The sequence below is a fragment of the Pseudoalteromonas sp. Ld19 genome (genome assembly GCF_045064135.1).
Classification (GTDB): domain Bacteria; phylum Pseudomonadota; class Gammaproteobacteria; order Enterobacterales; family Alteromonadaceae; genus Pseudoalteromonas; species Pseudoalteromonas aliena.
Genome location: NZ_JBISHA010000008.1, coordinates 1 through 24452, shown reverse-complemented (window position 1 = coordinate 24452; position 24452 = coordinate 1). Strand labels below are relative to the sequence as shown.

At 37.9% G+C, this 24452-nt stretch carries 25 protein-coding genes; 15 read left to right on the top strand and 10 right to left on the bottom strand.

From position 1 onward, the window contains the following. Positions 1-11: 11 nt before the first annotated feature. From ACJJVZ_RS00165 to ACJJVZ_RS00145, 5 genes are all read right to left on the bottom strand, one after another. Positions 12-1190, bottom strand: a complete 1179-nt coding sequence (locus ACJJVZ_RS00165) for an MFS transporter (protein WP_138584645.1) — start codon at positions 1188-1190, stop codon at positions 12-14. Further along, the gene (locus ACJJVZ_RS00160) at positions 1187-2506 is read right to left on the bottom strand and encodes a lysine N(6)-hydroxylase/L-ornithine N(5)-oxygenase family protein (RefSeq protein WP_405597074.1); all 1320 of its coding nucleotides are present in this window, start codon (positions 2504-2506) and stop codon (positions 1187-1189) included. Before ACJJVZ_RS00160 ends, ACJJVZ_RS00165 begins: the two co-directional genes overlap by 4 nt. After that, positions 2506-4047, bottom strand: a complete 1542-nt coding sequence (locus ACJJVZ_RS00155) for an aspartate aminotransferase family protein (protein WP_138584643.1) — start codon at positions 4045-4047, stop codon at positions 2506-2508. The genes ACJJVZ_RS00160 and ACJJVZ_RS00155 overlap by 1 nt, the downstream gene beginning before the upstream one ends. Before the next feature lie 738 nt (positions 4048-4785). Continuing rightward, entirely contained in the window at positions 4786-5463 is a 678-nt protein-coding gene (locus ACJJVZ_RS00150) for a haloacid dehalogenase type II (RefSeq protein ID WP_405597072.1), read from the bottom strand. Positions 5464-5624: 161 nt separating this feature from the next. Beyond that, positions 5625-6821, bottom strand: coding sequence for an alpha/beta hydrolase-fold protein (locus ACJJVZ_RS00145; RefSeq protein WP_405597070.1), 1197 nt, complete (start codon positions 6819-6821; stop codon positions 5625-5627). A gap of 269 nt (positions 6822-7090) precedes the next feature. On the opposite strand from ACJJVZ_RS00145, the gene ACJJVZ_RS00140 reads away from it, so the two are divergent. After that, a complete protein-coding gene (locus tag ACJJVZ_RS00140; protein ID WP_405597067.1) occupies positions 7091-7450 on the top strand; it encodes a MerR family transcriptional regulator in 360 nt (119 codons plus the stop codon). 47 nt (positions 7451-7497) lie between these two features. Continuing rightward, positions 7498-8073 carry an NAD(P)H-dependent oxidoreductase gene (locus ACJJVZ_RS00135; protein ID WP_405597065.1) on the top strand — a complete coding sequence of 192 codons (576 nt, stop codon included), beginning with the start codon at positions 7498-7500 and terminating at the stop codon, positions 8071-8073. Positions 8074-8420: 347 nt separating this feature from the next. Here ACJJVZ_RS00135 and ACJJVZ_RS00130 read toward each other — a convergent pair whose 3' ends face one another. Continuing rightward, the gene (locus ACJJVZ_RS00130; RefSeq protein WP_405597063.1) at positions 8421-8570 is read right to left on the bottom strand and encodes a hypothetical protein; all 150 of its coding nucleotides are present in this window, start codon (positions 8568-8570) and stop codon (positions 8421-8423) included. 160 nt (positions 8571-8730) lie between these two features. On the opposite strand from ACJJVZ_RS00130, the gene ACJJVZ_RS00125 reads away from it, so the two are divergent. The 6 genes from ACJJVZ_RS00125 to ACJJVZ_RS00100 all read left to right on the top strand — a co-directional run bounded on the left by ACJJVZ_RS00125 (position 8731) and on the right by ACJJVZ_RS00100 (position 13258). Continuing rightward, positions 8731-9162, top strand: coding sequence for a hypothetical protein (locus ACJJVZ_RS00125; protein WP_290171494.1), 432 nt, complete (start codon positions 8731-8733; stop codon positions 9160-9162). 120 nt (positions 9163-9282) lie between these two features. Continuing rightward, the gene (locus ACJJVZ_RS00120) at positions 9283-9681 is read left to right on the top strand and encodes a hypothetical protein (protein ID WP_405597060.1); all 399 of its coding nucleotides are present in this window, start codon (positions 9283-9285) and stop codon (positions 9679-9681) included. Between the two features lie 987 nt (positions 9682-10668). Further along, positions 10669-11976 (top strand): DKNYY domain-containing protein, encoded by a 1308-nt coding sequence (locus ACJJVZ_RS00115; RefSeq protein WP_405597057.1) that lies wholly within the window; start codon positions 10669-10671, stop codon positions 11974-11976. A gap of 604 nt (positions 11977-12580) precedes the next feature. Beyond that, positions 12581-12850 (top strand): hypothetical protein, encoded by a 270-nt coding sequence (locus ACJJVZ_RS00110; protein WP_405597055.1) that lies wholly within the window; start codon positions 12581-12583, stop codon positions 12848-12850. Positions 12851-12900: 50 nt separating this feature from the next. Then, the gene (locus ACJJVZ_RS00105; protein WP_405597052.1) at positions 12901-13029 is read left to right on the top strand and encodes a hypothetical protein; all 129 of its coding nucleotides are present in this window, start codon (positions 12901-12903) and stop codon (positions 13027-13029) included. Positions 13030-13111: 82 nt separating this feature from the next. Further along, positions 13112-13258: a type II toxin-antitoxin system RelE/ParE family toxin gene (locus tag ACJJVZ_RS00100; protein ID WP_405597050.1), complete on the top strand. Its 147-nt coding sequence runs from the start codon at positions 13112-13114 to the stop codon at positions 13256-13258. 373 nt (positions 13259-13631) lie between these two features. On the opposite strand, the gene ACJJVZ_RS00095 is transcribed toward ACJJVZ_RS00100, so the two are convergent. Next, on the bottom strand, positions 13632-14012 hold the full coding sequence (locus ACJJVZ_RS00095; RefSeq protein ID WP_405597048.1) for a substrate-binding domain-containing protein: 381 nt from the start codon (positions 14010-14012) through the stop codon (positions 13632-13634). Positions 14013-14721: 709 nt separating this feature from the next. On the opposite strand from ACJJVZ_RS00095, the gene ACJJVZ_RS00090 reads away from it, so the two are divergent. The 4 genes from ACJJVZ_RS00090 to ACJJVZ_RS00075 all read left to right on the top strand — a co-directional run bounded on the left by ACJJVZ_RS00090 (position 14722) and on the right by ACJJVZ_RS00075 (position 18122). After that, positions 14722-15255 (top strand): toll/interleukin-1 receptor domain-containing protein, encoded by a 534-nt coding sequence (locus ACJJVZ_RS00090; RefSeq protein WP_405597046.1) that lies wholly within the window; start codon positions 14722-14724, stop codon positions 15253-15255. Then, on the top strand, positions 15233-15643 hold the full coding sequence (locus ACJJVZ_RS00085) for a hypothetical protein (protein ID WP_405597044.1): 411 nt from the start codon (positions 15233-15235) through the stop codon (positions 15641-15643). Before ACJJVZ_RS00090 ends, ACJJVZ_RS00085 begins: the two co-directional genes overlap by 23 nt. A 138-nt stretch (positions 15644-15781) precedes the next feature. After that, entirely contained in the window at positions 15782-17536 is a 1755-nt protein-coding gene (locus ACJJVZ_RS00080) for an ATP-dependent nuclease (protein WP_405597042.1), read from the top strand. A gap of 43 nt (positions 17537-17579) precedes the next feature. After that, the gene (locus ACJJVZ_RS00075) at positions 17580-18122 is read left to right on the top strand and encodes an HNH endonuclease (RefSeq protein WP_090495011.1); all 543 of its coding nucleotides are present in this window, start codon (positions 17580-17582) and stop codon (positions 18120-18122) included. Positions 18123-18720: 598 nt separating this feature from the next. Here ACJJVZ_RS00075 and ACJJVZ_RS00070 read toward each other — a convergent pair. Together ACJJVZ_RS00070 and ACJJVZ_RS00065 are read right to left on the bottom strand one after the other, a co-directional pair. Further along, positions 18721-19761 (bottom strand): methionine synthase, encoded by a 1041-nt coding sequence (locus ACJJVZ_RS00070; RefSeq protein WP_405596950.1) that lies wholly within the window; start codon positions 19759-19761, stop codon positions 18721-18723. A gap of 31 nt (positions 19762-19792) precedes the next feature. Next, positions 19793-20767, bottom strand: coding sequence for a DUF1852 domain-containing protein (locus ACJJVZ_RS00065; protein WP_405596952.1), 975 nt, complete (start codon positions 20765-20767; stop codon positions 19793-19795). Positions 20768-21212: 445 nt separating this feature from the next. Between ACJJVZ_RS00065 and ACJJVZ_RS00060 the strand changes: the two genes are divergently transcribed. Both ACJJVZ_RS00060 and ACJJVZ_RS00055 read left to right on the top strand, forming a co-directional pair. Next, entirely contained in the window at positions 21213-22022 is an 810-nt protein-coding gene (locus ACJJVZ_RS00060) for a sulfite exporter TauE/SafE family protein (RefSeq protein WP_405596954.1), read from the top strand. 65 nt (positions 22023-22087) lie between these two features. After that, positions 22088-22462 (top strand): hypothetical protein, encoded by a 375-nt coding sequence (locus ACJJVZ_RS00055; RefSeq protein WP_109875006.1) that lies wholly within the window; start codon positions 22088-22090, stop codon positions 22460-22462. 60 nt (positions 22463-22522) lie between these two features. Here the strand turns inward: ACJJVZ_RS00055 and nhaR are convergent, their stop codons facing one another. Next, the gene (nhaR, locus tag ACJJVZ_RS00050; protein WP_405596956.1) at positions 22523-23416 is read right to left on the bottom strand and encodes a transcriptional activator NhaR; all 894 of its coding nucleotides are present in this window, start codon (positions 23414-23416) and stop codon (positions 22523-22525) included. Between the two features lie 109 nt (positions 23417-23525). Between nhaR and ACJJVZ_RS00045 the strand changes: the two genes are divergently transcribed. Then, a complete protein-coding gene (locus ACJJVZ_RS00045; protein WP_008110823.1) occupies positions 23526-23837 on the top strand; it encodes a hypothetical protein in 312 nt (103 codons plus the stop codon). Positions 23838-24452 lie beyond the last annotated feature (615 nt).

Sequence of the window (24452 nt, the reverse complement as noted above, 5' to 3'; positions counted from 1 at the left end):
TCTCCGAAAAATTAAGACGCAATACGTGCAGTGCGACCTGCAAACTTAACTCGCCACAATAAAAGTAATGCAAGCCCAGTAAAGCCAATGGCTGCAAGGTAAAAGGGCACTGTGCTAGAAAACTGCTCTACGCTTACACCCACAAGTAATGAGGCAAAAATAACCCCAACATTTTGCGCTATGTGTACTTTAGAAAAGTCACTGCCATAATGCGCGGGCTCACTTTTTGCAAACAGCATTACTTCTAAAAGCACCATGACTTGAAATAACGCAATGCCATATAAAACCCGAGCCAAAATAACTAACATCACTTGTTGCTGAGCCTGAAAGTAAAGCCCAAGCGCTGCAAATGCCATTGCACACAACAGCGTAGAATTGCGGCTCATTGTCGGCCATAGCAAACGGTGTCTAAAGTGATTAAAAATAAGCATAGAAAGCGCAGCAAAAGCAGGAATGGCATAAACAAGTGCGCTTTCAAATGGGCTACTTTGCACGCTTAATGTTTGCCAATGGGTTGTAAAAAATGGCCGAATTAAAAATGCGCTAAAGTAAACCACCACACTTAAAAAGCAAAACTGCCAAATAAAGTAAGGAGTACGTGTACGCGGTTTTTCAGATTCGATTGCCTGTTGGTGTATACCTATTTTTAACGAAACCATTAAATAGGCACATAAAAGTACTTGTATTAAATCGCCTGCACCACTTAGCAATAACGCATAACGTGGCTCACCTAACCCTAAAAAATAGCCGCCAATTAACGCGCCACCAATAGCGCCAAAGTGCATAAGAACCGAAAACAAACCTATAATCGATAAATGCTGACGCTGCTGCGCTAGTCGCAGTGCAAAAGGGTAAATGAGTAAATAACTGGCTTTAAAAACAAGCATTAACTGGTAGTAAAGCCAAAACTCCCAAGCCGTGTTTGCAAAATAGCAAAGCACGCCAAGCAGGGCAGCAATAACTTGTGTTACTAGCCATAAGGCCAGCTCATGGTATTTTTTAGCTACTTTAGCCCAAAGAGGTAAAGCAAGCATGACTGTTACGCAGCAGTTAGCTACAAATAAACCAATCAGGGAAGGGTCTTGTATAGCAAATTCGCTGGCAAAAAATTGCGGGTAAAACGGCAGTAGCAAGGTATCGCATACAACCGAAATAAGCGTCAGCAAAATAAGGGCAATGCGTAAACTCATGCGGCATTACTCTTTTGCTGTTCAATAGTATCAACATCACTTAAATCAAAGCACTGAAACGCAATTTTTTGTTCTACTTGGTATGGCGCATAACCCAAAATCTCACGTAAAATAATGCTGTTTCGATAACACGCCATGCCTAAGTCTGGCGTTACAAAACCATGCGTATGTTGCTCTGCGTTTTGTACAAAAATCTGCTTTTGCGCTTTATCAACCGCATACTCACGACTCACAATGTAGCGCCCGTGCGCATCTTTTGGTAGCTGCTCAGAAATACCATTTAAAAACGCAGGTCGAGAATATTTAAACCCAGTAGCACAAAGTAAATAATCGGTTTCTATTTCAAAGTGTTGATCAAGCTCATGATGATAAAAATCTGTAAGTAATCGCTCACCTATTTTTTTCACGCCGCTGAGCTTGCTGTTAGTTTTAAAGGTGGTTGTAATTGGGCCATCTAGGCTTTGCTCGTAGAGCGTGTCAAAAATGTTGTTAATTAAATCGCCGTTAATGCCCTTAAACAGATTTTTTTGGCTTTGATTGAGCCAATCACGTTGCTCGGTTTTTAAATTATAAAAATAATCTACATACTCAGGAGAGGTCATTTCCAGCGTCAGTTTAGTGTATTCAAGCGGAAAGTAACGCGGTGAACGCGCAATCCAATCTAGCTGCAATCCATTGGGTACAGCTTGCTGTAATAATGTTTGATAAATTTCAGCGGCACTTTGCCCTGCACCCACAACTGTTACGCGCTTTGCTTGCTTTAATTCGTCAAGGCGATGACAAAAATCACTACTGTGCATTACATTAGCCGAGTTACTTGCCGTTGCGCACTCTGGAATATATGGCGCAGGGCCAGTTCCTAGCACCAAGTGACGAGTAACATAACTTTGCACGCCATTTAGTGTGTTGCAAGTTACCGTATAACATTTACTTTGCTCACAAAATTGTACTTGTGTAACCGTTTGTTCAAAAGCCACATTTGAAAGTTGAGAACACACCCATTGGCAATATAAATTGTACTCACGTCTTAATAAAAAAAAGCTCTCACGAATATAAAACGGGTAAAGGCGATTATTAAGTTTAGCGTAATTTAAAAAGCTATATTTGCTCGTTGGATCGGCAAGCGTCACCAAATCCGACATAAATGGCGTTTGCAATGTAACCCCTTCAAGCATCATACCTGGGTGCCAATCAAATAGACTGCGTTGTTCTAAAAACAAACTCTTAACTTCACCCAGAGGTTCGCTTAAACAAGCTAGCGATAAGTTAAATGGACCCAAGCCAATAGCAATAAAATCGTAAGGTTCAGTATTCATTACACTTGCTCCTGTTTATAAGCCTGCCAAGCAATATCACTTATTTGATCAATAACGGCACGTATATCACTAAGCTGGCATAAAGCGTTAAGTAACGTAAATTTAAGGTAGTGACGCCCGCCAACTTTAGTGCGAGCAATCATGGCTTCGCCGGTTTTTAAAAAAGTGCTGCGTACGTGTAAATTTAACGCATCGAGTAAGTCTGGGTCAGTTTGTAAATCAGCGGGGGCAAAGCGAAATACCAAGGCGCTAAGTTCAGGATAATTAATAACTTCAAAATCGGGATGATCGTTCAATACAATATGCGTTTGGCGCGCAAGCCCGATAACTTTATCAAACGCATACCCAAGAGGCGCTTCGCCTATTGTTCGTAGCGTAAGCCATAATTTTAATGCGTCAAATCGGCGGGTGGTTTGTAAGCTTTTATCAACCAAATTAGGCACGCCGTTACCAGCCTCAGCCAACGGGTTTAAGTAATCGGCATATAATGTAATATGGCTAAAGTAGCGCTTATTGCTTAATAAAAATGCACTGCAACTAACTGGCTGCATAAATGATTTATGATAATCGATTGTGATTGAATCGACCTTTTCAATGCCATTTAAAGCATTTCGGTGGTTTTCGCTAACTAATAATCCGCCACCATACGCTCCATCTACATGACACCATAGCTGCTCTTGCTTAGCCAAAAGTGCAATGTCGTTTATGGGATCTATAGAGCCAAAATCAGTAGTACCAGCGGTGATCACCACTGCAATAGGTAATTCACCTTGCGCCTTGCTAGTTGAAACCGCTGTTTTAAGTGCATCTAAATCCATTTGCATTTTACTGTTGGTTGCAACGGGTACAACCGCGTCGTAACCGAGCCCTAATAACGCAGCGGCTTTTTGAATACTAAAGTGCGCCACCTCAGAGCAATAAATACGAAAGCGAGATGCAATTGCTGGTAACCCTTGCAGCTTTACTTCATGCCCTGGCGCATAGCGTTCAACGGCTACCTCACGTGCAACAAGCATTGCCATTAAATTCGATTGTGTGCCACCACTGGTAAATACACCATCAGCGGTACTAGGAAAATCTGCTTTTTGACAAGTCCAATCTATTAGCTTTTGCTCTATCAGCGTTGCCCCTGCACTTTGATCCCACGTATCTACCGAGGTATTAATAGCAGCAATAATATGCTCAGCCACAACTGCAGGATAAGTAACAGGGCAATTTAAATGTGCCATATAGCGAGGGTGGTGAAAGTACACAGCATGATCTAAATAAACACTTTTTAGCTCGTCAAGCACTGCCGGAAAATCGGCAAGTGGTTTTGACAAATCAACATCGTTAAGTGTTTTAGCCAATGTACTTACCGACACTCCAGAAAACGGCTTTTGTGCTTTGGCCATAGCCTGCTGCACTGCAGATAACCCTTGTAGTGATGCTATTTGGTAATTAATAAACTGCTCTAAATTAAACTGAGGGGGTAATTCGTTTTGCTCAAAAAGGGGTTGGTTCTCGACTGCATTTAGTTGCAAGCTTTGTGACTGGGACACGTTCGCTCCTTAAAGGTACTCATTTTGGGTGCGGCGATCTTAATGGTAACGATTTTCATTTGCAATAGTTAAAATGGATGAGTTACTGTATTTTTATATTCTAAAAAATATTAAACTCTTTCAATAAAATCTATTTTTAACAGTGACTTGTAAAAAATAAAGAGGATGAAAAATATAACTAAATAAAATAAAAATTATTTTTAAATGATTTGATGCTCTTATTTAAAATAAAAAACAGTCTGAATCCTGTCAAAAAACCACTAAAACTTAAATTTTAATGGCATTGATAGCTTTCTAGGATTAAATATACGAGGTTATTTGGGGTTGCTGAAGGTTTAGTATGTAAACCCCCTTTACACCTATCGTGCGTGCACAATAAGTGTAAAGGTTATTACTAGGGCGAGTTGACCTTTCGTGATTTATTTTGCAGCAGACTGTTTGGTATTTAGGCAAGGCAGAGCCTGTGTCGTGTGGTTATTCCCCATAAATAGGCGATAACGCAGCATAAATGCCAAACATGCGCTGCCCTTTGGGTTCTTTCTAGAGACGATTAACTCTTTGTTGCTCGATTTTTACTTAGCCCACTAGGTTACAAACCTCGCGCCGCGATTAAATCGTCCCTAGATTGAACAAATTTCAATCCACAAAGGTCAACACGCCCTAGAATCTTATTTATCTATTAAATCAGAGGGCTTATTTTACGAGTTAAATTAGTTCAAATATTTATGCTAATTACCGTTAGTTAACGCTTTTTAGCTTTTCTTTTAAGTCGAGTAAGTCGGTTGCAATAGTGGTCGGTTGTATTTCCCATGGATCAAAAATAGCCCCGTCAGAGCGCTTAATCCACGCGGCGCGCATACCATGCGATATTGCGCCAGTTACATCAAACGGGTTGCTTGATATAAGCCAAGTATTAGCACCCGTTGAATTTGCTTCACGTAAAAAATGGCTATACACACCAGGGTTTGGTTTAAAGGTTTTAATATCATCGGCGCTGATAACGCCTTCAAAAAGATCACTAATATCGGCTGTTTCTAACAAAGTATGAACCGCACTGGCAGCACCATTAGAAAACGCAAATAAGCGATAGCCTTGTGCTTTTAAGCTCTCAAGGCCCGCTTTTACATCGTCGAATGCGGGGAGGGTTTTATAACGCTCTAGTAGCTGTACTTTTTGTTCCTCACTCAGCTCAGTTTTATGCGCTAGGCAGGCATAATCGAGGGCGTGTTTTGTACATAGCGAAAAGGGAATATAATTTTGCATTAAGCCACGTCTAAATGAATACTCTAATTGCTTTTCGCGCCACGTATTTGAAAATACTTGGGCGTTGTTGCCTATCATGTCGTCGAGTAACGTAAGTACGCCATGAGTATTTATTAGCGTACCGTATACGTCAAATGCCAGTGTAGTTGCCATGTTTGCTCCGCAATAAATTAAGTTAGATTTAGCTTATATACCCGCAGCTTAACTTATTTTGAACAAACGCTCAAATAAGGTGAGTTAATCATATTTATAAATGCTCACGTCATCAAAAAGCGAACATTTATAAACTATACTGGTATACCATTAGCAACCATTTATTGTTGTAACAGCGCAATAAGTCTGTTTTTACGAGCTAGGTAAACATCGTAACCAAGGTAATTTTTATCAACAAGAGCTAATGCTTTTTTTACTTGCTCAAGAGACTCTTGGTACATTCCGCTACTTTCATAACCATATGCTAAGCCATTGTAAGCATCTGCTGTATTTGGATAAAGAGAGATCCCATACTTAAAAATCTTTATGGCTTGATCTAATTCACCTATATTTACAAAATGATAGCCGAGCTCTCTGATCATTGATTCCTGAGGGGCAATTTTCTCACCATGTTGAGCAGATAAACGCTGATAATATGTAGCAATTGAATGAGTTTCGCCTGTGTATGCACTAACTGGCATTTGTAGCGGTAAAAACAGCTTTTGATAGGCATCAAATGCTCCCGCTGCAAATGTAAGGCCATGAGGCACGTTATCAAACGATTCACTAATAAAAGTAAGCGCCTTTGGAGTATTCGCCTTTAAAAACATATTCATATCGTCGTAGCGTTCTCGCATTATGCCGCTCTCTTGACCTATATTCATATACAAATAATTAGGCAATGTTTTGCTATTAGCAAAAAATGCTTTGGTGCTTTTTGCCGTAGCGCCGTAATTCCACCACACTGCTGGGCTATAAGCTATGTGAGCTTGAAATAAATCTGGGTTCGTTTGAAGGGCATAAAGTACAAATACGCCAGCAGCAGACGCACCTGAAATTACTTTAAAATCATGAGTACGGTACTTCTCATTAACCAATGGAATAAGCTCAGTTTCAATAAATTCAAGAAACCTTGCCGCGCCGCCGCCCAAACCAACGGGGCCTGCTGGTTCCTCATTTTTAGTTGGGTACAAGTCTCTTAACCTATCCGTATTTTCAATTGCCACAATAATCACTTCAGGCGCGGCCTTAGTAAAAGCGGTATGTAAATGCGCTAAAACTGGCGTCATATAAGCAAGGTTTTCTTTACCATCGAGTCGATAAATTACGGGGTATTTTTTATCAGGATTTTTATGGTAACTTTTAGGGAGTTGAATCGTTACAGTTCGCTCTTGTGCAAGTGCTTTAGAGGCTAATACTTGGGTATGTTGCTCATAGCCATTACTCGTATTTGTTACTTGCACAGCAACAACGGGAGCTGCAAACAATGACGCAAAAATAAAAGCCGCAATAAGCTGATAAACATTCCTGCACTTCATACTAATTAGTCCATTTATTCAATTGATTCTTGAAGTTAGCACACTATATGGTGTTTTTAAATCGTTGAATTTTCATCCATAAAGTAATATTGCCTCTGTGTAAGTTTTATTTATTTAGTCAGTTTTACAACCTATAGCTACGGTATAGTTATTTTGATGCTGGCTATTTAGCTTTTAAAAGTGTAATTGTCTATCTCAATCGTGGAGTAAGTTGGCTGCCTATTTTATACCTGTGTCACATAATCTCATCTGCAAAATAAGGAAATGTAATGTTTATTAATCAGGCATCTAAACTATCTGGTGCAACTCAAAGAGCAATTAGGTTATATGAAGAGCTTGGGTTAATGAAAGTCTCTAGAACAGGAAAATACCGTATTTATAACCAAGATAATATAAGCCAAATCAAAATGATTAAAGAAGCCCAAGTTCTAGGTATTACACTTGCCGATATGGTTACTTTAAGAGGTAGTCAGGAAGATTTTGATTGGAAATTAGTGAGTAGCTACTTGATTGAAAAACAATGGCAGGTTGAAGAAAAAATCAAAGAATTGGAATTACAAAAGCAGCGTATTAAAGAATACAAAATTTCGATTGATATTTGTATTCAGGAGCTTGACTCTAACCTTTAGGTAAGAGTTTAAACTGCATATCCTACTCAACAAGGATATATAAGTTTATGAAAAAAATTTTAATTATCAATGCAAACCCTAAGTCGACAAGTTTGTGTAGGTCTTTAGCAGAACAATACGCATTAGCAGCTAAAAATAAACATAACGTTGAGAAAATCAATATAAGTGAGCTAAATTTCAAAATAAGTTTAGACGAAGGGTATGATCGAGTCACTAACTTAGAAGCTGATTTAGTCGACTTGCAAAATAAAATCCGATGGGCAGATCATCTAGTTATTGTAAGCCCTGTTTGGTGGGGAGCAATGCCAGCAAAATTCAAAGGTGTTATTGATAGAACGTTCTTACCTGGGTTTGCATTTAAATATGTAAAGGGTAAATCAATTCCTGAAAAGCTATTAAAAGGGCGCACTTCTGAACTCATTTTTACCCTTGATACTCCTGTATTTTGGTATAAATATATCCAAGGTAATACCATACATAAACAGTTAAAGCACTGTATTTTAAACTTCTCTGGAATTAAAAATACGTGTTCAACATACTTTGCTCCGGTTATTAACTCTAAAAGTGACAACAGACAAGCTTGGCTTAACAAAGTGACTAAGCGAGCGGCTAACTTAAAGTGAGTTTAACTATGCTGATTGTGGCATAAAAAATATACAAGCTGTTTAGAATTTTAGAGGTGGTATGCTTTTATATAAAGAGCCTGCAATAATTACACTGTAATTTTGTAAACCCCCATTACGGTTTGGTTGAAAATACCGCAGTTGAGAGTGTGATATTGCACTTCTCTAAACAACCTATGTATTACGAGCTAAATTTGAGAGCTAATTAATAAGTGAAGCAGACCACCATGTAGGCTGAAATATAACGACAGGAGTGAGGGCTAATGCTAAAAGCCAAAATATAGCAGCTTGAGCTCGGCTTTTACTAATACGGTAAGACAGTAGCCATAAAAAGAAACTAACTATCATCACAACAAAATTAATAATACTCCATAAACGCCAATACCTTTACCGGCTAAAATAAACTCACTAAATGTGAGGGTTAAGTAAACTTCCGTCCCCACGGCCAATAAAACAGCAACTAAAAATAAGAAACTTCCCATAAAATATCTGTTCATTATCGTAACCCTAAATCATATAATGGCTTGGCTAACTCTTTTTAGTTATGTTGTGATGAGTTGGCTTCTAATTTAACCAGTGGCAATATTAACCGCCATTTTGCTGCGTTATAAACCACCAAAATGATGCTTTGTAAACTGCCACGTGTATAAGGATAGTATGAAGTACCTATTAAATAGCTTGGTGTTATTAATCTCATTTCAACTTAATGCTCAAGAGATCAAAGTTAATACCGGAAAGTATTCCGATTATTATCACATGAAATACGAACTTACTTCAGGCAATTATTCTGTAAACTCTGAATATGGATTTTCTAAAGGTGGTCAATTTGAAGTATTTGTTCCTAAGGAACGCTTTCCAATCGCCGCTCCAAGTTGCAAAAAGGATATCATAATTCGTATGCCGCACTCGGGCTCCGAAAAACGTAAACGAGCCCTATACAATGAGCTATTGCTGTCCAAAACTATTACAGTTACATTGGAGCTGAATCCATATGTTAAGGTCTTAAAAAAAGATCCATTACAAGTTGAGTTAAAGTATTGCAATGTATTTTTCAGACAAAGAGCTGGCGACTATTTTGATCAGCTTTAATGCATATAATGAGGGTAAAAACACTAGATTATTACCCTCTCGTTGCTTATATCAGCCAGCTGCTTTTAGCCCATTATTGGGGCATTATATTTCTCTATGAATTCTAGGTGAAATTTACTTATGAAAGAAAATCGTTTTATTTTTTCAAACCATGATGAACTAGTTTTGTTGTTTGATGAGTCTCAGCCAGCATATGAATCATTCAAAGGAGACTATACTAAGAGTCGGTACGGGAGTTATCAAAACTTACTCGATATGCCTGAATATCAACTAGACTATTCACCTTTCGTAGAATTAGCCCTTGAATGTGGAATGAGTTCGTTTAGTTTGAAGCGCAGTAACAAAACGGGGCTTATTTATGCTTGGAATACAAACATTGGAGGACATGCTCCAAAGCTTGAACTTCGACCTGTGAAAATTCAACAAGTAATGGATATGCATCTTATGAAAAAGTACCATGAAAATGGGGCTTATGAACTAGGTTGTAATATCGATATTGATGCAACGTATGAAATATAACGAGAGATTATGTTGCATCGACTCCCTCTTGGTAGTTCCCTTTCAATCGATAATACCAAGCGGCTCAATTAAACTTAACTAATAGTGCTGGGGTTTCATTATCCCAAATAACACTCAACCAACCTAAAGCCTTTTTCTAGCACTTTCAACTTTGTAATTTAACTAAAAACCGCTTTTACGGTTTGGTTAAAAATAACGCATGGTAAATTGGTTTTTCGATCAAGTAACAAATCAGCAGCGCTTTTAACTCCGAGATGCACGCTTTGTTTTTGATGGATAGGAAGGTTGTTGAATTAATAAATGCTAGTTGCAAGTCAAACTAAGTAATAGCTAAAAAAGCAGGGAGTCTGGATTTTACTGATAAGCAAAATATTGGTAATTGGTCAGCCAAAGCATTTATGTCTGAAGTCAAGATTTGGCCCTAGACTTGGCTAACTCATTTCGGCGATTATCCCCTTTGCTTCGGGGTAATGTATATAAAAAAGTTATTCGGTTTACATAAGTCATGGCTATTAAATATAAAATAAGACTCAGTTTCAGCTAACTTTTCTATAAAATATTAAAAATTCATAACGAGATTAAAATTGACGAATAAAGATAAATTTAAATTTATATTACAACAGGAAGTTATATACCTCCCCTTATCATTACTAGTTGCTTTAGCATCATTGCATAATCATGATATTTATGCAGCAGGAAGGGTTTTTCTTTATACAGCACTATTTTTTCAACTTATTATTCTTATTATAGGCTGGGATGTAATAACAAAAAGAAATGATAAAAATATAAAGTAATCTCATGTAAATTCACACTAAGCAATTAGAGGTTATTCATTCTTTCGAAATGATCTTTTTTGCCTGCTATTACAGTGGCACAGAATTCTGAACACCCTCTTCATCTTATGGTAATCATTAGCAGCCCGTTAAACATGGCGCTATAAATATGTTACTTTATCCGCTGATATATTTAATAGCTATGGAAAGATAAATGAAAATACTCATATGGATTGGAATTATATTTTTAGCCATCCCCCTTGTTGGTGCCTTAATTGCTCTTATTATTGGCTTATATGTTAATAGCCCTAGCACACATAACGCGACTGCTTTTGATAGTAAAATTAGCAATCAATATTACCTACGAGACGGTAAAGTTGTTTATGTTTTAGATGGCAATTTTTTCCAAATTGGAGGCTCCCCAATAGAAGGAGCTGACCCTGATACATTCAGTGTGATTAGTCAGTCTTACGCTAAAGATAATAATAGTGTTTATTACGACGGAAGACGAGTTGAGGGTGCAGATCCTAGCTCAATTCAGTTGGTAACATCGGGTATTAATACGAGTAAATATGAATCTGGCTATCTTATTAGTGGTGGCAAAGTTTTTTGTTATGGGCAAGTGATAGAAGATGCAGACGCCGCTTCGTTTTCTTATTTGCTTGGCTCATACGCCATGGATAAAGAATATTTATATTACTACATCGATGTTAAATTTCCACGTAAAACAATGCCAGAAGCGATTAAAAATGCGAACGAGCGTTATCTTCGTCATGGTGAGCAGGTAATTTATCAGGGAAAAATAATTAGTAACGAAGCCAGTCGTTTTAAAATTATAAATGATGAGTATGCCGTAGACGGACAGCATGTTTATTCACATGGTGAGATTGTTGAAGGCATGGTAGCCGATGGCTTTACGGTGATTACGCCTTACTACAGAAAAGATAAAAACCAAGCGTACTACTTTAATACACCCATACCAGAAAGTGATCCATCTACATTTAAAGTATTAAATGATTCTGTTGCCAAAGATATTAAGCATGTTTATTACAGAGGTTATATTGTTGACAATAGAACGGTGGAAGAAGTGAGTCGATCTGATGCCAGCGAGCTTGAGAAGATGTGGAAATGGAACTCTCTTCACTTAAGCCCAACGCGGGTGATTTTGGTCCCTACTGATGATGTTAAAGACATTACAAATAATTTTTATGCTTACAATAACGAAGTGTATAGCAGAAATAATAAGCTGCTCGGTGTTAAACCTGAAGATGTGGTTATTCTTGATGATGGAAAAACGTTTGTCCGTATAGGCTCTCAAATTTTTTATTATAATGCCGTAGTTGAGGGTGCAGATCCAAACACTTTCACAGTAATAGCCGATCGTTTCTCAAAAGATGCAAAGCATGTTTATTGGGAAGTGTATAAGGTTGTCGATGCCGACCCGTTAACCTTTGAATATGAAGAGAATTTATATGCAGACGAGAACGATGCGGGTAAGTACGACTTAAAAAGATGGGAATAAACGCTCAAAGGTATAGGGTATATACTCTGTATCTTTATTGTGTATTCGACTATGACTTTCAAACAGCATGATAGTGCTCTCGTAACAATATCGACTCTCAATAGATATTGCCAAGTTTTGGGGGTATAGTGCAACAAACAGGCATAATTAAGCACATGCTCGGTACACTCCTAAAACGGCACATTGATATCTGAAGTCAAGATTGGACTCCTTTGTAGACCCTTTTCACTTTGTGTCGGAGTGATAACCTCAGATATTGCGACGAATGAAATAGTCCGAACGAGTTAGCGCCTAGCTTTTTCATAAAATCAATAATTTAACCCACTTAATTACTTAGGCTAATAGCTGCTGTGCGAGCAAATAACATCCTTGCTTAACGGTTAAACATTAATTAGGTTTAATAAGGACATAATAAACGCTGAGCAATGCAGGTAAGCTTATTAAATTAGCGGACTTAGCTAGAACCTCTAAAAAGCCTTTCTTTTATATGAAAGTCCATAGCATAACCAACTCTGACACACCGAGCAGGAAGCGACTCAGTCCAATAAGCGATTATGCAACACAAACTGCGTGTCGCATAAATCTTCTAACCATGGAGTTGTCTATGAGAAAAATACAATTGAATGTACTTCCTAATGAAGTTGTGAAATTAATAACGGAAGAAAATCCTATATATGAAGATATAGGTATCTTAGGTGAAAAAGGAGAATTAAAAGAAGTTGTTATTACTCCTAAAGCATATTCTTATTTTCTAAAAAAAGTAGAAGAAGATGAAGATAAGGAAGACTTAGAGTTTTTAAATAACTTTGATAGTAAAAATGAGTTGGATTCTGCTCAAACTCTTGATGATTTCTTAAAGGATGAGGATTTATAATACCTATTAATTATGAACACGATATTGATTATACAAATAATAGTGAAGAAATGCAGGATGTTACTGATGCTGTTAATGCAAAAGTACAAATAACTAATAATGAAAACGTCATGGATTTTGACGAATTTTTACTTAAAGAAGGAATTTCAAATGGCATTCACAGTAAAGATAGCAAATAAAGCACAAAAGAATTAAAAAAAGTATCTCCTCCTTATCAGTAAAAAATAATAAAAGCTGTTAAAGAGTTAAGCTTCAAACCCTATGCCTATTGGTGTTAAAAAACTAAAAGGCAGGCTCAATGAGTATAGGGTAAGGGTAGCTGATTACCGTATAATTTATGAGATACACGACCCTGAAATGATCATATTAGTGGTAAAAGTTGGTCACAGAAAGGCTATATATAAATAATAGATCTAATTAAGTAATAGCTAGAAGTAGGGGGTTACTGGTTTATCTTATTGCTTTAGACTTTATCTAATAGGCAAAATAAGGATAACGGGTCAGTCAATAAATTTGATGTCTGAAGTCAAGATTTGACCCCTTTGGTCCGACCCCTTTGGTCCTTTGGTCCTTTGGTCTGCTTTGGTCCGACCCCTTTGGTCCTTTGGTCTGCTTTGGTCTGACCCCTTTGGTCTGCTTTGGTCTGACCGACCCCTTTGGTCTGACCCCTTTGGTCTGACCCCTTTGGTCTGACCCCTTTGGTCTGACCCCTTTGGTCTGACCCCTTTGGTCCTTTGGTCTTGACCCCTTTGGTCTTTGGTCTTTTGACCCCTTTGGTCTTTTAGATTTGACCCCTTTGGTCTTTTTGACCCCTTTGGTCTTTTCCTACCAAATAATCAGAATCTGATATTGAAACTAATAAACCATCAATCCCACTTTTCATCATGTCATTAATAATTAAAGCTTGGGTTCGAATATCTTGATAATCATCAGGCCCATCATATTTACAGGTAACGTCAGGCTTTGACTTTGCAAACTCGGTACACCCTTTGTACGCCTGAATATAAAAGCTATCGTTTTTAGTTTTTCCTACTATGCCAATGACAAATTGAGCATTTGCAAAAAATGGCAAACACAGCAGCACAAAAAATAATGAAAACGATATTTTAGGTTTGTAAATAGAACAAGAGCTGTAAATAAACTTAGGTTTAATAAAAAACAACGACTAGTATCCTTAATTAAAACGGCATTAATTACAAATTGATATATCAGAATAGCACTTCAAAACAATATAGCGACCACATTGAATATAAATTAAAAAACCAAAAAATAATCCTTAACCGCAATGCTTTTACACAAAGCAATGGCAATAGTAACCTTTTGCTAACGAACAGCTTTGCATTCAGTTGAATACTGTAAACCCCCGTTACGGTTTGGTTAAAAATACCGCATGGCGAGATGGTATTTGCTCAAGTAATTAATCAGTATCGCTTTCTAATACAGAATACTCGCTTTGTTTTAGAGTAGGCGGAAGATTTTTGAGTTTATAAATGCAATTTAGAAATCTAACTAAGTAATAGCTAAAAGTAGAGTTTATTAGCCTATCTTTTCGGGGTAGGCTTGTGAGCAGTCAGGTGTGTACAAAAAACGATCATTGAGATTGGATAAATATAATAGCTAATCAATTCATCAAACAGCTCTTTGCTCACATATTTTTAAAAATGAGCAAAGAGCACATCTTGTTCTATTTAACTTTACTTTAAATTTTTAGAAAACTTAATGATAGTAATACCTTAGGTTATTTGCTAAAACTATATAAAGTAGAAAAATGAGCGTGGCGTCGGCAGAAATATGCGCGATGAGCGCACTATTAAATTGTTAGAGGCTTCGGGTCACCGGTGCCAGTTTAGAGTTATCATCAAGGAGTTGTAATGGCATTATTGAAAGAGTCAGACCTTAGAACATACAAAGCTAAAAGTTTAGCAAGTAATGAAAGTTATAGTGGTGAAAGTTACAGTAGTGAAAAGTTTGATATATTTTTATCTCATAGTTACTTAGATCAAAATATTGTTTTAGGTCTGAAAGGTTATTTAGAAGAGAATGGTTTATCCGTTTATATTGATTGGATCGATGATAGTCAGCTAGAACGAGACTCCGTGAATGAAGAAACAGCCGAAACTCTAAGAACAAGAATGAAGCAATGCGAATCTTTATTGTTTGCTACATCCTCAAATTCATCTACAAGTAAATGGATGCCTTGGGAATGTGGTTACTTTGACGGTATGAATGGAAAGATTGCAATATTACCAATATCTACGACAGATGAAGAATCATTTAAAGGACAGGAATATTTAGGGCTATATCCTTATATTGATGTTGCTGGCTCAACAATATGGGTTAACGATGTTAAATCTGGTTTTTGTAACATAAAGGACTGGTTAAATGGCAGATCTCCAAGAAGTTAATGAAATTCATTTAACCTTAATTCAAACCAATATTGGGAGGCTTGCTACAACCTCATTTTTAATTAAAGGTTGGGGGGTGACTTTAGTATCTGCTATTTTTGCACTAGCAGCTAAAGATACAAATCCTGCATTTGTTCTAGTTGCTTACTTCCCTTCTATTATGTTTTGGCTACTAGATGGATACTTTCTTGGTATGGAGCGTAGGTTCGTAGAAATGTACAACCAAGCTAGCCAAGGTTTAATTTCAAAGTTTGAGATAAAACCGCATAATTTTACAAGTAAAAGAGCTTGTATGTCAGCTGCATGTCTATCTAGAACTCTTTTATTATTTCATGGGGCTATTTTTGCAACAATTCTGGTTGTTATGTTTGGAGTGAGTCGCCTCTAACAAGGGTTTTCAAGTCGGACAAATTACAGTTGGCTTTTTGTTCGTGCCTCACTTATTTTAGCCAACTGCAATTTGCCGCTTAAAACAGCGTTAGCACTCTCTCAAATTTTTCGTCAATTTCTGGCATAAGGATAATGAATGAAGCTTGTATCTCTAAAAATGAATAACTTTCGCGCCATTAATGGCGAAGGGAATGTAATTGAATTCAAAGATAATAATATTGTTTTTCTTTTCGGAAAAAATAATATTGGGAAATCTAGCGTCTTACATGCCTACAAGTACTTTACATCACCTTCTCAAAAAGCCTTGATTACAGATTTTTATGAACAAGGTACAACCAAGGGAATCGTAATAGAAGCTACTTTTCTTAAAGAAGATAGTGATATTGATAATTTCAATGAAAAGGGTTTGGATAAATGGGTGGATGCTAATGGTTTAGTCAAGTTTAGAAAAGTGTGGAGCGAAGTTGATAAAGCTGCAACTAAAATGACTTATAGCATTGAGGAAAGTGATTTTGTTGCCGGTGGGTTTGGAGGATTAGAACCTATTCTGACAAACGCTACGCCGAATATCATTTTTATTGAGGCTATGCCGAGTGTCAAATCATTAACTGATTGGTTAGAAAAAGAAATAAAAAATAAGTTACTGAAAAAATTAAAAGATAATCATCAAGCTGAATATAGTAGTGCTCTTACGGCTATCAAGTCGTTGCAAGAAAAGGTTGAGAATGAAGGTTATCTTGGAGAAATAAGCCAGAAAGCTAATCGTTACTTTAGTGAAACATTTCCCGAGCTTCAGTTAAATATACAATCAACGCCTTATAAGGAAGCTGATTTAAGCAAGGCTTTTGAAAAAGATTTCAGTGTCACTATCGGCGATAAGAAAGATGAAGAAATTAAACTTGCCGAAGCTGTTGAAGCCGCTGAAGAGCTATTAGGTGGCGATGAAAACGTTTCTAAAATAGATCGTAAATTTGATCTGCATGGTCATGGGTTAATTAGACAGGCAATAATTAATATATTGTCTTTGTTTAAAGATACCAAAGATGGTGAAAAACACATTATTTTGTTTGAAGAGCCAGAGTTGTACTTGCATCCAAGTAATAAAAGGAAGTTCAGGAATACTCTATACCAAATAGCAGAACAAGATGATTATCAAATAATTTGTGTGTCTCATGACCCTCAATTAATTGATATGAGCAGAGAGCATACCTCTTTAGCTCGGTTTGTGAAGAAAGAGAATGGCGAAACAATTATTTATCAAGCAGGCGATAATGTTTTCTCAAAAGATGAGGAAACGAAAGATCGAGTTCTAATGCTTAATCGTTTTAACCCTCACATCTGTGAAACATTTTTTTCTGATGAAGTGATTTTGGTTGAAGGTGATACAGAAGCAATAGTTTTGCGTGGATTAATATATGAGCATTACCCAAATAGTGATTTATTTGTACTAAACACAGGGACAAAGAATAACATTCCATTTTTCATAGAAGTATTAAGCCATTTTAAAATAAACCAACACGTAATACATGATTCTGATGAAAGGTATCTTTACACCGAAGGACAGCGGAGGTTGAAAAAAGATGGAGATCCCAAAGCTAATAGTGCTTGGACATTAAATGCTAAGATTTGGGATGCTATGGAAGCAGCAAAATCAAATGGATCATCTGTTAAGCGCTATGTGTCAGTCAGAAATTTTGAGCATAGTCATGATTATTCTCACGATCCCGATAAGGGAAAACCTTTGTCAGCATATGAGTTTGCCCAAACTCTAGATATTAGTGATGAGGAAAAAAGCATTGTGAATTTCTTAAAACAGGTTGCTGGTGATAAGCCTTATAACAATGAATATACGCAAGAGCACCTCGAAGAGATTGTTGAGGAACCGTTTTAAATAGTGCTAACAAGCCAATTCAAAGGACACAAGGAATTGATTAATGCCAACTGCAATTTTATGCTTATTCGAAGGTGAAAAAATCACCGTCGCGAAAGCTTTAAAGATTAAAGCCACGCAAAATCACTGGTCTTTCGGTTGTATTGAATGCCAGGAGCCGGTTAACCCGCATGGTGGCGAATCCGCTCATTTTGAACATTTATCACGAAACCCGGATTGTTCACTTAGTCATAAAAAACGGAAGAGGAAGTCGCTTAAACCAGATTACAACTTTGATGACAGTGAAGCCTTTGAAGGCTATAGAATCGATAAAAAATGGGCGTCGTTGTCTCGCAATAAAAAAATTATAGAGCAATGCAAAATAAGGGATAAACATACATGCCAAGCTTGTGGTTTCATATTAAAAGTTGGAAAAAAATTCGTAATCGAGTGTCATCATAAAACACCTCTTCACATTAAAGGTGAGGGTATAGTAACTTTGAAAGACTTAGTTTGTTTATGTCCAACATGTCATAGGGTTGCTCATACAAGAGAAAAACCTTTTACCCCAAAAGAGATCAAAGCTCTATTAAAAAATGGGCTATAACAAACCGCTGTAGTCGGTCGCAAGCTCCCTGGGACAATATCAGTCGCTTCGCTCCAAACTTTATTAGCCCACGTGTTATTGCCCCTGAGCGGGGCGTTGCCGTTCTCTGTAAATGTGGTACTTTCAAATCAATAATACCAAGCGGTTAAGTTAGGTTTAATTATTTTGACTAGGTTTGTTGCACTCTACCCAACCAATATTCGGTAATCCCCCCATTTTTAATGGAGGCTATCTGTAGAATTTCCGTTGTTTAACTTTTCCAGTTTTTGTATGGGTGTTATCCCACCTATGCCCATGTTAGGGCGTTCATTATTATAAGTCCATAACCTCTGCTTGTTTTAAAATGGCAAGGATCTGACTGTCTGTAAAATGTGCTTTTTTCATAATTTTCTCCTGTGTTTACAATAAGAGAAAATTCTACATTTGGCATCTATTATTTTTAGGGAGGATTACCTTCAACTAACTTAAAACCTTTAACCTAACACCTTTTGCCTTTAACCTTATAATTTAACTGTAAACCCCCATGACATTTTGATTAAAAAAGCCACACTTTAACTTATGTTTAGGTGTGGCTTTTTTGCAGCAGCTGTAATTAAAGTTAAGCGACATTCGCTGCTAACAGTTCGTTACGAACTAGCTCTGCGCCTTTGCTAAGAGCGTTGAGTTTGCCGTTTGCGATGTCGCGCGGCAGGGGGGCCATGCCGCAGTTGGTGCAGGGGTATAGTTTGTCGGCATCTACATATTTAAGCGCTTCGCGTAGGGTTTTTGCCACCTCTTCAGGGGTTTCTATGGTATTGGTGGCTACATCGATTGCGCCTACCATTATTTTTTTACCGCGTACCAGTTCTAGTAGCTCTATGGGTACATGTGAGTTTTGGCATTCGAGCGAAATAATATCAATATTCGATTTTTGCAGCTTAGGGAATACTTCTTCGTATTGTCGCCACTCGGTGCCGAGGGTTTTCTTCCAATCGGTGTTGGCTTTAATGCCGTAGCCGTAGCAAATATGCACGGCAGTTTCGCATTTTAACCCTTCTATGGCTCGCTCTAGGCAGGCTATGCCCCAGTCGTTTACCTCGTCAAAAAACACGTTAAAAGCGGGTTCATCAAATTGAATTATGTCGACCCCTGCGGCTTCTAGCTCTTTGGCTTCTTGGTTGAGTATTTTAGCAAATTCCCATGCTAGTTTTTCACGGCTTTTATAATGATTGTCATACAGGGTGTCGATCATGGTCATGGGCCCTGGTAATGCCCATTTAATTGGTTGGCTGGTTTGCTGGCGTAAAAACTTGGCGTCTTCAACAAATACCGATTTAGTGCGAGACACAGGGCCAACCACTGTGGGTACGCTGGCGTCGTAACGGTCGCGAATTTTAACTGTTTTACGGTTTTCAAAATCAACGCCATTTAAATGTTCAATAAAGGTGGTTACAAAGTGTTGGCGGGTTTGTTCGCCGTCGCTGACTATATCTACGCCTGCGGTTTGTTGCTCGTGTAGGGAAATACGCAGGGCGTCGTGTTTGCCATCTACCAGCTCACTGCCTTGTAATTTCCACGGTGACCATAAGGTTTCGGGCTCAGCAAGCCATGACGGTTTTGGCAAGCTGCCTGCTGATGATGTGAGTAATAGTTTTTTCATAATAAATGCTGCCTTTAATTTTGTTGTGTGATTAAGCGATACTTGCCGAGAACTGCTGCAGCACTGACTGATAAGGCTTAATAAAGTGCTGCTCAGTAAATTTGCCTTGCTCAACCGCTAATTGACCTCGTTCTGCGCGGTCATACACAATTTGCGTTAACGAATGGTCGTCATTTTTTAAATTCGGTTTATAACGGCTACCTGCGGCGGCGTTGGCGTTATAAATTTCTGGACGATAAATTTTTTGAAACGTTTCCATGGTGCTAATAGTGCTAATTAGTTCAAGGTTGCTGTAGTCGTTAAGTAGGTCACCAAAAAAGTAAAACGCTAATGGTGCAACGCTGTTTGGTGGCATAAAGTAGCGCACTTGTAAGCCCATTTTTTTAAAATATTGCTCTGTTAACGACGACGCATTAGGCTGATACTCTACGCCTAAAATGGGGTGTAAGTTTTCGGTTTGCTGATAGGTTTTGTTATCAGACACGCTTAAACAAATAACCGGTGGCTTTTTAAAGTGCTGTTTATAGGTATTTGAGTTTACAAAGCATTTAAACAACTTGCCGTGTAAGTCACCAAAGTTATCGGGAATGCTAAATTGCGGTTTGCTTTTGTTATGCTCAAGTAGTAACACGCTAAAGTCGTAGTCGCGTACATACGATGAAAAGTTATTACCCACCATGCCCTCAATTCGCTCGTTGGTTTGACGGTCAATAATATTGGTTTTTAATACCTCAATTGACGGAAATGCCTGGCCACTGCCTGCAATGTCTAAATCAACCGAAATGATCTTGAGCTCAACCTCGTAACGATCCCCTTGTGGGTTATCCCAACTGGCCAGTGCATTAAAACGATTGTTGATCATTTTTAGGGTATTACGCAGGTTTTGTTGGCGGCTTTCACCCCTTGCTAAATTAGCGAAATTGGTCGTAATACGTGTGTTATTTGATGGATGGTAGTTTTCATCCAAGTTAGTGCTTTTAATAGTAAATGTAAGATCAGTGCTCATAGCCGTATCCTTTCAATTTGAGTTGTTACTGCTTTTATCAATGACACATTACTTGCTGTTAAAACCAAACTAACGGGATAACTGTAATGGTGCTTTGCAGAGTTAATAAATTTATACGCGCTATGTGGCATGAAGAAAAACGGTATTATTTCAGGTAAAACATGAGCCAGATTCATTCTTTAACAAAGTTGAATGGATAAATTAGGCTAGTAGACGCTCCCACTCAGACAAAACCCAATTTAGAAGTCTAGATTTCTAGATGCCTTTACGGTTGTTGTGATTTATTCATACAAAACGTGAGTATTATTCAATGCTCATAAGTACTTAAAGTCCAATTTGCATAAACGGTTGTTGATATACTCGAATAAACTTGGGTGAGCTTAAGCACTTTATTAAGCAGCTCGCCGTCGCAGAACTTTCCACAACATAAGAAGAGACAAAAGGAATGAGTGATTTAATAGTGTTAATTATATACTGCGCCATATTAGGTAGCGGTGTTGGTTTTTTAGCAGGCTTATTAGGAGTAGGGGGCGGGCTGGTTATTGTACCCATACTCAGCATGATATTACTGCACTTTAATGCTTTGCCACCTGAACAAGTAGTGGTGGTTGCCATTGCGACCTCGCTGGCCTCTATTTTATTTACCTCGACCTCGTCGGCTATTGCGCATCATAAAAATGGCAATGTACCCTGGGATATTGCACCTTGGGTTATGGCAGGCGTTGCCTTTGGTGCGCTTATTAGTGGCTTTATGGCTGCGCTGTTACCTGAGCATGTAGTGCGTTTGGTATTTGCAGTAAGTGTGGTGCTAATTGCACTAAAAATGATTTTTTCAGGTAAAAGTGATTCAGCAATAGCGCGCCCGTTGCCAAGCAAAGGGCTACTCAGTGTTTATACGACCATAACCGGTGGCTTGTCTGCCATGATAGGTATTGGCGGCGGGGCAGTATTAGTGCCGTTACTGACGTTTTTTTCTGTTGATATGAAAAAAGCCATAGGCTGCGCATCGGCCTCAGGCATTGTGATAGCGTTGTTTGGTTCAATGGGTTATATCAGCTCAGGCACCCAACTATTTAGCCTAAAAGAAGGATTTGCGGGCTTTGTGTATTTGCCCGCTTTATTGGGTATTGTATGCACCTCATGGTTTACCGCACCACTAGGCGCTAAAGCTACCCATTATTTACCGGTCTCAACCATTAAAAAAATATTTGCCGGATTGCTAATTGTAATGGCAATCAATATGTTTACTCGATAAGGTTAAAGTTCGCAGGCTTGCTTGCGAATATATTTTGAAATAAAAAATTTTAAGGCAAGGATGCTATGAAAATAGTTAAATTAAGGGATAAAGTTGATAAAACAATCTTAAGTGTTGCTTTGTTCTTTTTGATATCACCTATCATAGGGTTAATTACAGGAACTGCTCATCAGCTTGGAACGACGGGCAGCGACTATCAACAAGCATCGTTAATTGATGACCCTGAGCAATACTGGCAAATTATTATCATGCAACTTACTATTACTTTAGCTATCGGTATCCAAGGGTTTATTACATTCCCAGCCTTAATTGCCGCACGCCAAAAAGTATTAAAGTTTAGAGATAACAATAAAATAGTAGCCAATATCATATTTTATTTGCTCACTCCGGTATTCTTTATCGCTTTGTTGATATTTTTAATATATTTATTTGAACTGTAAGGTTTTAGATCCGTAACCCGCACCCCGACGCCCGTCAATCTTAAAGCGATTAACTAAAATCTACGTCATTTGCGCATGCTTTATAAATTCATCATAAATACTGTCTTTAATGAGCCTGTCGGGTGTAAAGGCATAATAATGCTGATAAACATTATCAATTGTACCAATGTAATTAACGCCGTAATGGCGCTCTACTTCGGCTCTTACCAAAATAGGCGCAGGGAATATCCCAAACCCTTGTTCACCTAACGACTTCATTAATGCGCTGTCGTCAACATGGCCAGCTATTGTCATTTCAATATCTTGCTCTTGCAGCCAATAATAAATAGCACGCGCGACGGGGCTTTCTTTTGCGGGGAGCACTAAAGGCTTGTTGTTTAAAGACTGCAGAAACTGCTTATGTAACTGCGAATGCCATGTTTCGTTACCAAAAAGAGCGATTTGGCTTTTGCCTATTTCATGACAAAACGCCTTAAATGGCAAGGTGGTATCGAGTGGTTTATCAGCTAACACTAAGTCGAGCTTATGAATCGCCATTTGCGCCAGCAGTTCATCTTGTTGGCCGTCAACACAATGTAAGTTGGTAATACGGTCGTTATTAATTAAAGGCGCTAGCCACTTCGACACCAGTGATTTAGGCAACACATCTGAAATACCCACCTTTAACGTTCGTGAGTATTGCGTGGTATCGCCTTGCGTAGTTTCTAGCCATTCGTGAGCTATGGCAAACATATCATTGGTGTACTGCTGAGTTACATGGCCAAACTCCGTTAACTGTAGGCCTCGGCCTTGGCGAACAAATAGCGGTTTTCCTAATCGTTGTTCTAGGTTAGTAATTTGTGAGCTCACCGTTTGCGGCGTTAAATTAAGTATTTTACTCGCCGCTGCAATACTGCAGTGCTTACTTACCTGCCAAAAATAATATAAGTGATTGTAGTTAATGTTGGTAATCATTCGAAAATACCTGTTTTAAAGTAAGAAATAATCAGCTTTTTCCTTTGCCACTAAGTTAGTAGATTACAGTCATGCCTGCAACATAGTTACTATTAAAAGGTGTAATTGCATGAAGCTAAAACTTACAGTTAAAAATAAGATAATTAACGCAAGTGAAAAGATGTCGCTTTTGAAGTTGATAAAAAGCCAATTGGCAAAACATGCTTTAAATATTCGTAAAGTAGAGATTCAAATAAATGATCTTTCGAGTGAGCGCCACGGCACTTTGCAGCAATGCAAAATTAATATTCTTTTGCCTGGGCTACCCAGTATTAATGTAAATACAAAAGGAAGAAGTATGCTGCAAGCGATAAAGCGGGCACTTAAAAGTTTGCAGCACATTCTCGTTAATAAGTATCAACCTTCGCAACCAAGCTCTTAATTTTTATTAATATCGCACTTGCAGTGGCATGGATGCTACTCTTTTAATACGACTCTAATTCCAAGCCATGTTTAGTATTAAACGATTCACTTATTACCTGTTGAGCCTTTAGCGCATTGCTATTGAGCAAAGCCGCCTTTCTTTGTTGGGTTTCGTTACACTCTACCCAACTTACCGTAACTAAAAATCTTTGACCTTGTTCCTTTAACCTTTGACCTCAGCTGTAAACCCCTCACACCATTTTGATTAAAAAGAGAGTGAAATTTTCAATTACCTAAATCCATAAAACTTAGATAAAAAAGTAACTCAAAGTCGTAACTAAGCACTAAATTTGGGTTTTGATTAATAAGCAAGTGTCTACCTAATACCAAACAGATTTATTTACTCGAGAAAATTGAGGTGGATAGAAGATACTGTTAAGGTACTTTGAAATAATAAAAAAATGCCTAACTAACGGCTAAAACCTCCTCCACCTCATAGGACGTTATCGGAGTTTTTCAAGTTAGTTGTCGCATCAAGTTAAATTTTATGCCGCCCGCACTTCTTCTTTTTTCTCTGGATTCAAATTTACTTCATTGATCATTGTCCAATCTCTAGACTTTCCTGACCAACGAC